This window comes from Xanthobacter dioxanivorans (assembly GCF_016807805.1).
GTDB lineage: Bacteria > Pseudomonadota > Alphaproteobacteria > Rhizobiales > Xanthobacteraceae > Xanthobacter > Xanthobacter dioxanivorans.
In genome coordinates, this window is sequence record NZ_CP063362.1 from 2,160,701 (window position 1) to 2,172,733 (window position 12,033).

A 12,033-nucleotide genomic window follows, 5' to 3' on the forward strand; every position below is an offset into this window, starting at 1 on the left:
GCTCGTCAGTCAACAGTGATGTTGATTTTTTGGATGAGTGTCAACAAGTGCGTTGACTAACCCTGCTCACCCCCCTAGCCTCTGAAGAGCTCTGGAGGACCAATTGACCAACGCGCAAGGAAACATCGCTTCCGCGAACCCGGCCGTGGTGGAAGACGCCGTCATCGTCGAGCGGAACGGCGACCATACGGTGTTGCGGATCAACCGCCCGGAGCAGCGGAACGCGCTCTCGAACGAGGTCCTTGCCGGATTGCGCGAGGGTGTCGCCGCGGTCAAGGCGGATCGGTCCGCGCGGGTGCTCGTTCTCGCCGGCACCGGGGACGAGGCGTTCTGTGCCGGTGGAAACCTGCGCCAGATGGGCGATGCGAGCTCGGATGCCTATGAAGCGCACCGGGGGCGCAGCCAGCTGGCTGCGCTTTTCCGCGACCTTTGGGAGCTGGGCAAGCCCACCGTCGCCCGCGTGCCGGGGTACGCCCTCGCAGGGGGCTTCGGGCTCGCCGCCGCGTGCGATTTCATCATCGCCAGCGAGCGGGCTGTGTTCGGCATCCCTGAAATTTCCATTGGCCTGTGGCCCTACATGATCTCTGTGCCGCTCCTCCATGCCATGGCGCCGAAGCAGGCCCTCAAGCTGATGATGACCGGAGAGCGGGTCGGCGCTGCGGAAGGCCTGCGGCTGGGCTTCGTGACGGAGATCGCACCGCACGCGGAGCTGGACGCGGTGCTGGCGAAATTCGTCGGGCGGCTGGCCGATGCCTCCCCGCAGTCCATGGCCCTCGGCCGCACCGCGTTCTATGCCGTGCTCAATCACGATGTCGACGCGCGGCTCCGCATGCTGGAGGCGCTGCTGACCGTCAATCTCTCGATGCCGGACGCCGTGGAAGGTCTTGCGGCCTTCGTGCAGAAGCGGACGGCCTCATGGAAGAGCGGTGCATGATGCCGGGCCCGGCGGACGCGACGCTCGAACCGGGACCGCGCATTTCGGTTTGCGAAGTCTGGCTGCGGGACGGAATCCAGGGCTGGCCCACCTTCGTGGAGACATCGGACAAGATCCGCATGCTTCAGGCGATCGCGGCCGCCGGCGTCGGAGAAGTGGATGTCACATCGTTCGTCTCCCGCCGGCTGGTGCCGCAGTTCGCGGATGCCGAGCAGGTGCTGGCCGCCCACGTCCCTGCCCGAGTTCGGGTGCTCACGGCAAGCGTCGCCGGCGCCGCGCGCGTCGTTGAACTGCACCGGCGCACGGGTGCCATCGCCCGCTGCGGTATGCCCTTTTCGGTCAGCGAAGCGCACAATATCGCCAATCTGCGGCGCACCCACAGCGAGCATCGCGAGCAGCTCGCGCGCATCTTCGACATGCTTGGCGAGGCGGGAATCGAACCTCTTCTGGGGGTGGTGACCGCGTTCGGATGTCCCATCAGAGGGGCCGTTCACCCGGAGGAGGCGCTGGCCATTGCGCAGTGGGGCCATGGTCACGGTGTCACCGCCATCATGTTCGGCGACACCACGGGCATGGCAAACCCGCGCGGTGTTGCCCGGCTGTTCGGCGAAGCCCGAGCCATCGGGCCGGAGATCGAACTGATCGCCCATTTCCACGACAACCGCGGGTGCGGCGTCGCCAACTCGCTCGCGGCCATCGCGAACGGCGCGCGCGCAGTGGATAGTTGCCTCGGCGGCCTCGGCGGCGAGCCGAGGGGCGTCGAACTGGGTGTCGTGGGCGATCAGGGCAACACCACGACCGAGGACCTTGTCGCGGTCCTGTCCGAGATGGGCATCGACACCGGCATAGACCTCGCTCGCCTGATGGCCGCCGGCTTGCTCGCGGAGGATATCCTCGGTCGTCCGCTGGCGAGCCGCGTCCAGCGTGCAGGTCTCGTCGCCAACGTGGGAGACGCAATTGGGCCGAGTTTCCCTCAGTCTTGAGGATGGCATCGCGACCATCACGCTTGACAACCCGGCAAGCCACAATGCGGTGGATGAGCCCATGCGCGCCGGCCTTGCCGAGGCCTATGCCGCGATCGAGGCGGACGAGCGCGTCCGCGTCGCCATCATCCGCGGCAGCGAGGACGGTTCGTTCTGCTCCGGCGGATCGATCGACGGCTATCTCGAGACGAATGCCTTCGGGCCGGAAGGTTCAGGTCCGCCGAAGATTCCTCGGCCCTATCCTTCGCGCAAGCCCTATATCGCGGCGATAACGGGATACGCCCTCGGCGGCGGCTTCAGCCTCGCCATCAGCTGCGACCTGCGCATTGCCGGACGACATGCGCAGATGGGCCCGACCGGGCTCAGGCTCGGCGCGGTTCAGGGTGCCCAGACCATCAGCCGCCTGACGCGGCTGATCGGCGCCAGCAGGGCGCTCGGGATCCTGCTTCTGTCCCAGCGCGTCGGCGCCGAGGAGGCCGAGCGCATCGGTCTCGTGCATGCCGTTGCCGAGGAGGGGGCGGTCTTCGAGACGGCGTTGTCATGGGCGGGCGCGATCGCGCGGTTCGATCCCTGGGCCGTTCAGAAGACAAAGCAGCTTGTCTACGAGGCGCAGCACCTGCCTCTCGCCGAGGCCGTGGCATGGGAAGACGAAGTGGCTGCGGAAGGCTACCGGCGTCCTGAGGCCCTGGCCGGATTCCTCGCATTCAAGACACGCCGGAGACAGGGACCATAATGGCGAAGGAGAAATCCGGACCTCTCGCAGGTGTCAGGGTGGTGCATCTGGCATCCCTCGGGCCGGGCCCCTACGCGACGATGCTCCTGGCCGATATGGGATGCGACGTGGTCATCGTCGACCGGACGTCACCGATGCAGGTCTCGGTCCGACCCGCTGCGGACCCCCGCAGGCGCGGCCAGTCCAGCATCGCGCTCGACCTGAAGAACGTGGAGGCGCGGACCGTCCTGCTGGATCTCGTCGGGCGCGCGGATGTGCTGATCGAGGGAATGCGGCCGGGGGTGGCCGAGCGCCTCGGGGTGGGGCCGACGACGTGCCTCGGGCTCAACCCGAGGCTGATCTATGCGCGCGTGACGGGATGGGGCCAGACCGGTCCGCTGGCCGATCGGGCCGGCCATGACATCAACTACATCGCACTCAGCGGCGCCCTGGATGCCATGGGGCCGCCGGACACGCCGCCGCCCGTCCCCTCAATCTGCTGGGCGATTATGCGGGCGGTGGGGTGTTCGTGGCGCTCGGCATCGTTGCGGCGCTCTGTGAGCGCGAGCGTACGGGAAAGGGCCAAACGCTGGATGCGGCCATTGTCGACGGCGTCGCATCGCTCACCGCCGCGACCCTTGGCATGCTGGCCGAGGGTCAGTGGGGCCCGCGCGGTACCAACGCGTTCGACGGATCGGCGCCCTGGTACCGGACCTACGCTACGCGCGACGGAGGCTTCATCGCGGTCGGAGCAATCGAGCCGCCGTTCTACGACGCCTTGGTCAGGGGATTGGGTCTCGATCCCCACCTGTGCGCGCGCGAGGATCCGGGCCGCTGGCCCGAGATCGCCGAAATGTTCGCGGCAAGCTTCCGCCGCCACGATCGAGCCCATTGGGAGGCGACCTTCGCCGAAACCGACGCCTGTGTCTCGCCGGTGCTCAGCTTCGGGGAGGCCTTCGCGCACCCCCACCACGTCGCGCGAAGAACCTATATGGGCCGGCCTGGCATGGCGCAGCCCGCGCCGGCGCCGCGTTTCGGCAGTGGCGGGGCGACGGCGGACCCGGCAGCCTCGCCCGCGCCCGGAGCGCACACGGACCGGGTGATGCGCGACCTCGGGCGAACCGAGGCGGAAATTGCAAGGATGCGCGCCTTAGGCGCCGTGGCCTGACACCGGAGGAGCCCAATGGAATATCTGAACGGGATCGCGCCAGCCGACGCCATGGTGCATGTGCTGCTGGAGCGCCGCGCCGCGGAGACGCCTGAGGCGACTTTCTTCAGCTTTGGCGATGGCGTCCACACGCTCGGCGACTTCAATGCCGCGTCGAACAGGCTGGCACGCAACCTCGAGACCTTCGGCATCACCACCGGCACCCACGTGGCCGTGCTGATGGAAACGTCGGTCGACTACCTATGCCTCTGGCTTGCGCTGTCCAAACTTGGAGCGGTGGAGATTCCGATCAATACCGCCTTCCGCGGCGATCTCCTGAAACATGTTCTGGCGACCTGCGAAGCCACTGTCTGCATCCTTGATGACAAGTTCACGGATGTGTTTCGAGCGGTCTATCCGGAAGGCGCTCCTTTCGAGCTGGTTTTTTGTCGGTCGGGGGACGCCGTGGCTCCGGCCGGCGTGTTCCGGGACTTTCGATCGCTGCTCGATCCCGCCGACGACAGCGACCTTCGCAAGCCTTTGCAACACGACGCCATCGCGAGCATCATCTTCACTTCCGGCACCACGGGCCCCTCCAAGGGCGTGATGCTTTCGCACCATTATCTTTGTGCCTACGGTCTCATGTATGCCGAGATCAACGGGCTTCAGGACGACGACGTCATCCTGAATTTCCTGCCGTTCTTCCACATCGCAGCCAAGTTTCTCACCATCGCCACGCTCGCCTGCGGCGGGCGCATGCGGCTTCAGCCGCGTCTCAGCATCTCGACGTTCTGGGACGAGGTGCGGGCACACCGGGTGACGAACTTCGTCGGCGTCGGGGGAATCTGCAACATGCTGATTTCGCGCCCCGAGAACCCGGATGACGCCAACTCGACGATCCGGACCATCTACGCGGTTCCCGATCCCGCCGACATCCATCGGGAAATCGAGCGCCGCTTCGGTTGCAAGCTGACCACCGTCTATGGCTCGACGGAGGTGGGGCTTCCCCTGTTCCGCGGCGTTCACGACGCGTATCGGCCGGGCTCCTGTGGCCGGATCAGCCCTTATTGCGACGTTCAGATCGTGGACCAGAACGACCAGCCGCTGGGCGTCGGGGAAACCGGAGAGATCGTGGTGCGGCCCAAGAGGCCCTTCCTGATCGGCTCGGGATACGTTTCCATGCCGGACCGGACGATCAGTGCGTGGCGCAATCTTTGGCTGCACTCTGGGGATCGCGGTCATTTCGATGCGGACGGGTGGTATTATTTCGATGACCGCGCCACGGATTCAATCCGACGTCGCGGCGAAAACATCTCATCCTTCGAGGTGGAGTTGCTGGTGGCGAAGCATCCGGCCGTGGCGGAGGCGGTGGCGGTGGCCACTCCCTCCGAGGTCGGCGAAGACGAGGTCTGGGTACTGGTTCTGCTGCGCGAGAATCACACCCTGTTGCCGGAGGACCTGCTGCGGCACTGTTCCCTGCATATGCCGTATTTCATGATACCCAGATTTATCGATATTGTTGATGATCTGCCTAGAACGTCTACCGCGAAGGTCGAGAAATACAAGATCCGGGCCACCGGACGGAGTGCTTGCACCTGGGATCGCGAGGCCGCGGGATGGACCGTGACCCGCCATGGCGTCTTTCCGCCGGGATCCTGGGACGCTTCCAGGGCGGGCGATGTTCCTGTGCCATTGGGCGGCGCGCCAGCCCGGGCGACAGATCAAGGCGATATATACCGTCAACATACATGTTGACGTTCGACATGGTTTGATCTAATACATAAGAAAGAACAACTATCATAACCGGGAGGCTCGTTTGATTGATGTTCGTGATGCGATGCGTCGCGCTGCCGAATGGCACCAGAATCGCACCGCGGTGATCAGTGGCGATCGAACGCTCACGTTCGGCGAGGCCTGGACGCGGGGGATCAGGCTGGCCAATGGCCTGCTCGCCATGGGCCTGAGGCCACAGGACCGCATCGCGGTTCTGGAGGACAATTGCGTAGAAGCGGCTGATTTCTTCCTGGCTGCGGCCATCGGAAATTTCGTGCGCGTCCCGTTGTACAAGCGCAATTCGCCGGAAGCGCACGCGCACATGATCGGTCATACGGGCTGCCGTGCGGCGGTGGTGTCGGAGGCCTACGCTCACGAACTCGCCCATGCTCGGGACACCCTTCCGGGTCTCGATCAGGTCATCGTCCGCGATGATGGTTACGAGGCCTGGCTGGCGCAGCAGTCGGACGTTGATCCTGACCCTGTGATCGATCTGGACGACCTCTACATCATCCGTCATTCCGGCGGAACGACTGGCCTGCCGAAAGGCATGGCCTTTTCCCACCGGCAATGGATGAACATGGAGCGCGACTGGATCCTGCGCCTGCCCCCCATCGAGGCGGGCGATGCGTGCGTCCATGTTGCGCCGATCTCCCATGGCTCCGGTTATCTCTTCATTCCGGTTTGGATGGCCGGCGGCTATAATGTTCTCGCCCCCAAGTTCGACGCGCCCAAGGTGCTAAAGCTGCTCGCGCAGCACGGGGGATACTTCTTTACGGTTCCCACGATGGTCGGCGACCTGGTGAGCGCGCGCGCCGACGCCCGCGACCTTGCTTTCGACGGGCTCAAGGCCATGGTCATCGGCGGATCGCCCATCATGCCGTCGACGGCCCTGGCGGCGCGCGAGATCTTCGGCCATCGTCTGCACCAGATGTACGGCGAGACCGAAGCCACGCCGGCCGCATGGATGACCCCGAACGAATGGTTCGCCGAGGTGCCTGGCTCGAATCCGTTGCTGGCGGCGGGCAAGGTGATGCCCTTCGCATACCTGGAAATCAGGGATGAGGCTGGTCGGCGGCTGCCGGTCGGGGAGGTCGGTGTCGTCACCATCAAGAACGACGGACAGATCGAAGCGATCTGGAACGAGCCCGAGCTCACCAAACAGCGGCTGATCGACGGTTGGCTGGTGACTGGCGACGTCGGCCGGCTGGACGAGAACGGCTATCTCTATCTCGTCGACCGGAAGGACGACATGATCATCTCCGGCGGCTTCAACATCTGGCCGGCCGAACTGGAGCTGGCCATTTCCACCCTGCCAGAGGTCCGCGAGGTTGCCGTGGTTCGCGGCCCCCACGAACGCTGGGGAGAAACGCCGATAGCCATCGTAGTCCTGCATGACGGGGAGCTGTTGACGGAGGAGCAGGTCGTCGATTGCTGCAAGGAACGCCTGGGGCCGTTGAAACGCCCGACCAAGGTGATCTTTCGCGGCGAGCCCTTGCCGCGCACGCCGGTGGGAAAGGTTCAGCGGAAAGCCTTGCGGGAGGCGTTCTGGGCGAAAGAGGGCGCGCTGCAGGGCTCCTAATGCCCACATCCGCCTCGTCGCGGCCCTCGCGGGATGCCGGAGCCCGGACCGATCGCGCTCCGGGAGCGCGCGCGGACCATGCGGGCCATGCCGCCGCGTGGCCTGCTTGCGCCCCCGGCACCCGCCCGCGGCAGCGGGCGGGTGCCATTGACATTGCCAATGCCTCGGAGTTGCGACGCCGGAGATAATCCAACATGCGTCGTGCAGGAGCCGAATGATGCTTGAGTCAAGTCTGTTCCTTGTCGCGAACGGAGTCTCCATCGGTATAACGCTATTTATCGCCGCGTCCGGGCTCGCGATACTTTTCGGCATTCTCAAGATGCTGAATTTCGCCCATGGCAGCTTCATCATGGTCGGCGCCTATCTCGCGAGCACGCTGCTCAGCGCTGTCCCAGGCTATGGGATTGCAGCCTTCCTTGGGATTGCCGCTGTGGCCGGCATCCTCGTCGGGCTCGCGGGTCTGGTGGTGGATCGGGTCATCTTTCGGCGGCTTCAAGGACTGGACGAAGCGGTTGCCCTCATCGCGACTTTCGCTTTGATGCTTGTGGTGGACGGCGGAGTGGAGTTGATCTGGGGGCCTCACTATATTTCGGTGGATGTCCCGCAGGGCTTGGATGGGGCGATTTTCCTGGGACCGCTTGCGATCCCTTCGTTTTCCGTGCTTCTGCTTGTGGTCGGGGTTGTGCTTTTCCTGCTCGTGGATCTTGTGCTGACCCGGTCGTGGATGGGGAAGACGCTGCAGGCCGTTTCCGATGATCGGTGGATCATGGACATTCTCGGGCACAATCCCCGTCAGCTCGAAATCCTCGCAGTCTTCTTTGCCTTCTTCCTCGCAGGCTTTGCCGGAGCGGTCCTGTCGCCCAACCAGGTGCTCGCACCGGACCTCGGGCGGCATATGATCATCCAGGCCTTTGCCGTGGTGGTGGTGGGTGGGCTCGGCAGCATCAGGGGCGCTTTTCTGGCGGCGATGCTGCTCGGGATAGCTGAAAGCTTCGGCTCCACTGTCATGCCCAGCTTGTCCCTTTATCTCGGCATGATCGTGATCCTCATTTTGCGGCCGCAAGGGCTTGTCGCGCGGCGGATCTCGCCGCGGCCCGGCTTCTGGTCCTGGTCTTGGCTCTGGGAAGGGCTGGGAAGCGCGGCCAAGGGCCGGGAGGGCGCCACGCCCGCCGGAGTTAGCGGGAAGAGTGTTCCGGATGCGTTCCACTCCGCGCCGGCCTCGGCGCGACCCGGCGGAGGCTCCGTGGCCGAGACGGCATGTTTCATCCTTCTCTTTCTGGCCCTGGTGTCCGTTCCGTTCTGGGCGGGGGCGGGTCTGGTCTTCGTCGTCGGCATCGGGTTGATTTCGGCCGTCTTCTCCATGTCGTGGAACCTGATGTTCGGCTTCGCCGGGGTGGCGAGCTTCGGACATGCGGCGTTCTTCGCCATCGGTGCCTACCTTTCGGCCTATGCGCTCAAGTATGAGCCGGGGGTGTCCTTTGGCTTCGTTCTCGCCGGAGCATTCGTCCTTGGGGGGCTCGTGGCGGTTCCGGTGGGCATACTGGCCCTGCGTCGGGCTACCGGAGTCCAGCTCGCCATCCTCACGCTGGCGCTGGCCGAGGTTCTGCGCGTGCTTATCAGCTATGCGCCCGCCCTCGGGCGCGACGAGGGGTTAAGCGCCGTGCCGCGGCCCAGCATCGGATTTGGAAGCTGGTCCATTCATCTTGCCTCCGATGCACGCTACTATTTTTTCCTTTGTGCCGCTTGCGGGTTGATGATCTGGATTCTGCGCAATGTCTGCCGAAGCAGCTTTGGGCGGACGCTGCGTGCCATCCGGCAGGATGCTGAGCGGTCGATGTTCCTCGGCATCAATGTCGACCGCTTCCGGCTGCAGGCATTCGTGCTGGCCGCTGCGATCGCGGCCTATGTCGGGGCCCTGTCTGCGCCGTTGAGCCAGATCGTGACCCCTCAGGTCGCGGGCATCTCGAGGTCGACCGAGCCCATGTTGCACACGCTGCTGGGAGGCGCGGGATCGTTCTGGGGGCCTGCTCTGGGCACGGCGATTTTTTCCGCCATTGACTACGGGACCCGCACGTTCGCCGGCTTGTCGGAGTTCATTATGGGAATAACGCTGCTCCTCGTGGTCCTGGTGGCGCCGTCTGGGGTGGCAGGGCTTTTCAGGAGGTTATTGCGCCGATTGTTTTCGGCGAGATCCTCGGGCGCAGCATCGGTGCCAAGTCCTGCGGTGGAGAGGCTGTGATGTCACCTCTTCTCAGGGCGGAAGGCCTTTGCAAGACCTATGGCGGATTTCATGCCTTGAAAGATGTTTCATTTGAAGTCATGGCAGGGGAGACGCTGGCCATAATCGGACCGAATGGAGCCGGAAAGACCACGCTCTTCAAGATGTTGACGGGCGAAGTCGTGAGGACCAGCGGGCAGATTTTTCTCCGCGATGCCGACATCACACGTGTCTCGGCGGAGATGAGGACCCGAATGGGGTTGGGTCGGACCTTTCAGATCGTCAGGGTTTTTCCGGAGTTCAGCCTCATGGAGAACCTCATCGTCGCCATCGAAGCGCGTCAGCGCGCGCGAGGTCGCCGGAATGGCATCCTGAACGTTCGCCCGTCACAGGCGGTCGCCGACGAGGCCCATCATCGGCTCGCCATGATGGGAATTGCCAGGTTGCATGGAACGGAGGCGCGGCACATTTCGCTGGGCGACCGCAAGCGCCTGGAGTTGGCCATGACGCTGGCTATGGAGCCGTCGGTCCTGATGTTGGACGAGCCCACCGCGGGCATGTCGCCTTCCGAGCGGATCGCCATCATCGATCTCATACAACGCACCAAGGAGGAGCAGCGGCTCACGATCTTGTTCACCGAGCACGACATGGATTTCGTCTTCCAGCTGGCGCAGCATCTGATGGTGATGAACCAGGGAGAGCGTATATTTTTCGGGCCCCCGGAGGCGGTGAAAACGAACGCGGTTGTCCAGGAAATCTACCTCGGGAAGGATCTCGCACATGCTTGAGGTGAGTGGTCTTAATTCCTACTATGGAGAAAGCCACATTCTTCATGGCATCGATCTTACGGTACCGGCGGGTGGGCGTGTGGCTCTCATCGGGAGAAATGGAGCCGGCAAGAGCACGTTTCTGAAGAGCCTGATGGGTGCCGGCCCGACGGCGCGAGGCGAGATCCGCTGGGATGGCCGAAATCTTAAGGCGATGGCGCCTTATGCCCGTGCGCGGCTGGGAATGGCCTTTGTCCCGGAAGACCGGCGCATTCTCGGGAACCTGACTGTCTTCGAGAACCTGAAGATTGTCCGGGGCCACACGTCATCGGGCCGGATGGCGACGCCGGAGGAAATTTTGGATCAGTTTCCACTGCTCAAGCCGCTGAAGGAACGCCTTGGCGGCGTGTTGAGCGGTGGCCAGCAGCAGTTGCTCGCTTTGGCGCGTGCTGAGATCTCCAATCCGCGACTTCTGCTTCTCGACGAGCCTACGGAAGGTCTGGCGCCGGTGATCGTCGAGAACATGGTGGCCGATGTGCAGCGTATTTGTAGGAACGGGTGCTCCCTTCTCCTGTGCGAGCAGAGCCTCTGGTTTTCTCGCCGATGCACGGATTATGTGCATGTCATCGATAGCGGACGTCTCGTGTTTTCTGGTCTCTGGCAAGAGCTCGATGCAGCTGAAGATGTAATGAAAAGATACATTGGAATATAATATTAAGAAAAATACAGCATGGTGAGCCTCGACAATTTAAATCAATAATTGAAATTTTCCACTTGAGAAAGCTATAACATCTTGCGTGATGGTGGCGAAGGGCGGTTCGAGCGATCAGTCGCGATGGGTATATTTTGTTGATTCCTGGGAATTTGTTCTCGGTGATCCGGTGTTGAATATCATGTTCCCTTAAATCGAGGTGGGCGCCGTTCCAGGAAGGCGAGCTTTCCTTCTTCGTGGTCTTCGGTGCCTGCCAGGAGCGGCTGCCCGTCCAGCTCCCAATCGAGCACTTCTTCGAGCCGGGCCGGACCGCGCGCCAGGGCGGCCTTGATTTGCGAAACCGACCCCGGCGCCGCATCGGCGAATCGGGATGCGCACCGGATGGCTTCATCCAGGGTGCCTCCCTCGGAAGCAAGATGGTCCGCAATGCCAAGGCGCGCGGCTTCCGCCGCGTCCAGCACGTTGCCGCTCAGCATCAGCGCCTTGGCTCGCCCAAGGCCGACCCGTCCCGGAAGTGACCACAGAAGGCCGAGGTCCGGCATCAGTCCCACCTTCGCGAACGCCGCGGAGAAACGGGCAGTCGGGCCGGCCACCACTTGGTCACACAGCAGGGCCAGGGAAAAGCCCGCGCCATAGGCTGGCCCGTCCACCGCCGCGACGAAGACCTTCGGGCTTCGTGTGATCAGGCGGATCGCGCTACGCCAGCCCTCGAGCCGCGCCCGGCGCTCGAGCATGCAGCGAGAGCGCATTTCGCCCAGATCGCCGCCGGAGCAAAAGGCGCCCCCCGCCCCGGTCAGCACCACCGCACGGTAGGAGGGATCGGCGGCAATCTCACCCAGCAGCGGCACAAGCGCCTCTCGGATGGCATCGCCGATCGCGTTGCGCTTGTCCGGTCGATTGAGCGTGAGGATTGCGATCGAGCCTTGCCGGTCCAGGAGCACCGCGTCGTTCATGGCGTTTGCCTCAGTGTGGTGGCGCCGGTGGCACCCGGCGTCGGGATCTCCGGCTCCGCGTTGCGAAGGGTCGCCGCGGAGGGGGCGCAAGCCCGATTCTCCCGCCCCCCCCGCCCGGCCTGGGCGCGCGCTGCGGTGGGAAATCGCCGGGCCCCGGGCAGGACGTTGCATGAATCGCCCCGGTGACCTATTCATATATTGGTCAGTCCATTATATCAATGTATACGACCCCGAAAAGGGGCTTCGCGGAGG

Annotated in this window: 9 protein-coding genes and 1 pseudogene; 9 read left to right on the plus strand and 1 reads right to left on the minus strand. The window is 64.0% G+C overall.

Features of this window, described 5'->3' with window-relative positions; genetic code table 11:
- Positions 1-103: 103 nt before the first annotated feature.
- The 9 genes and pseudogenes from EZH22_RS10255 to EZH22_RS10295 all read left to right on the plus strand — a co-directional run bounded on the left by EZH22_RS10255 (position 104) and on the right by EZH22_RS10295 (position 10,828).
- The gene (locus EZH22_RS10255) at positions 104-934 is read left to right on the plus strand and encodes an enoyl-CoA hydratase/isomerase family protein (protein WP_203195531.1); all 831 of its coding nucleotides are present in this window, start codon (positions 104-106) and stop codon (positions 932-934) included.
- The gene (locus tag EZH22_RS10260) at positions 931-1,917 is read left to right on the plus strand and encodes a beta/alpha barrel domain-containing protein (RefSeq protein ID WP_203195532.1); all 987 of its coding nucleotides are present in this window, start codon (positions 931-933) and stop codon (positions 1,915-1,917) included. Before EZH22_RS10255 ends, EZH22_RS10260 begins: the two co-directional genes overlap by 4 nt.
- Positions 1,918-1,966: 49 nt before the next feature.
- On the plus strand, positions 1,967-2,650 hold the full coding sequence (locus tag EZH22_RS10265; protein WP_231711514.1) for an enoyl-CoA hydratase/isomerase family protein: 684 nt from the start codon (positions 1,967-1,969) through the stop codon (positions 2,648-2,650).
- Between the two features lie 80 nt (positions 2,651-2,730).
- A pseudogene (locus EZH22_RS10270) lies at positions 2,731-3,797 on the plus strand (CaiB/BaiF CoA transferase family protein).
- Positions 3,798-3,812: 15 nt separating this feature from the next.
- Positions 3,813-5,531 carry an AMP-binding protein gene (locus EZH22_RS10275; RefSeq protein ID WP_203195534.1) on the plus strand — a complete coding sequence of 573 codons (1,719 nt, stop codon included), beginning with the start codon at positions 3,813-3,815 and terminating at the stop codon, positions 5,529-5,531.
- Between the two features lie 61 nt (positions 5,532-5,592).
- Entirely contained in the window at positions 5,593-7,131 is a 1,539-nt protein-coding gene (locus tag EZH22_RS10280; protein ID WP_203195535.1) for a class I adenylate-forming enzyme family protein, read from the plus strand.
- A gap of 214 nt (positions 7,132-7,345) precedes the next feature.
- A complete protein-coding gene (locus EZH22_RS10285; RefSeq protein ID WP_203195536.1) occupies positions 7,346-9,370 on the plus strand; it encodes an ABC transporter permease in 2,025 nt (674 codons plus the stop codon).
- The gene (locus tag EZH22_RS10290) at positions 9,370-10,137 is read left to right on the plus strand and encodes an ABC transporter ATP-binding protein (RefSeq protein ID WP_203195537.1); all 768 of its coding nucleotides are present in this window, start codon (positions 9,370-9,372) and stop codon (positions 10,135-10,137) included. The genes EZH22_RS10285 and EZH22_RS10290 overlap by 1 nt, the downstream gene beginning before the upstream one ends.
- Positions 10,130-10,828, plus strand: coding sequence for an ABC transporter ATP-binding protein (locus EZH22_RS10295; RefSeq protein WP_203195538.1), 699 nt, complete (start codon positions 10,130-10,132; stop codon positions 10,826-10,828). The genes EZH22_RS10290 and EZH22_RS10295 overlap by 8 nt, the downstream gene beginning before the upstream one ends.
- A 179-nt stretch (positions 10,829-11,007) precedes the next feature.
- Here EZH22_RS10295 and EZH22_RS10300 read toward each other — a convergent pair whose 3' ends face one another.
- Positions 11,008-11,781 (minus strand): enoyl-CoA hydratase/isomerase family protein, encoded by a 774-nt coding sequence (locus EZH22_RS10300; protein WP_203195539.1) that lies wholly within the window; start codon positions 11,779-11,781, stop codon positions 11,008-11,010.
- Positions 11,782-12,033 lie beyond the last annotated feature (252 nt).

Bases quoted from the DNA above. Each gene is read 5' to 3' on its own strand.
- EZH22_RS10260 (WP_203195532.1), top strand. From the start codon at position 931: ATGATGCCGGGCCCGGCGGACGCGACGCTCGAACCGGGACCGCGCATT.
- EZH22_RS10275 (WP_203195534.1), top strand. From the start codon at position 3,813: ATGGAATATCTGAACGGGATCGCGCCAGCCGACGCCATGGTGCATGTG.
- EZH22_RS10285 (WP_203195536.1), top strand. From the start codon at position 7,346: ATGATGCTTGAGTCAAGTCTGTTCCTTGTCGCGAACGGAGTCTCCATC.
- EZH22_RS10290 (WP_203195537.1), top strand. From the start codon at position 9,370: ATGTCACCTCTTCTCAGGGCGGAAGGCCTTTGCAAGACCTATGGCGGA.
- EZH22_RS10295 (WP_203195538.1), top strand. From the start codon at position 10,130: ATGCTTGAGGTGAGTGGTCTTAATTCCTACTATGGAGAAAGCCACATT.
- EZH22_RS10300 (WP_203195539.1), bottom strand. From the start codon at position 11,781: ATGAACGACGCGGTGCTCCTGGACCGGCAAGGCTCGATCGCAATCCTC.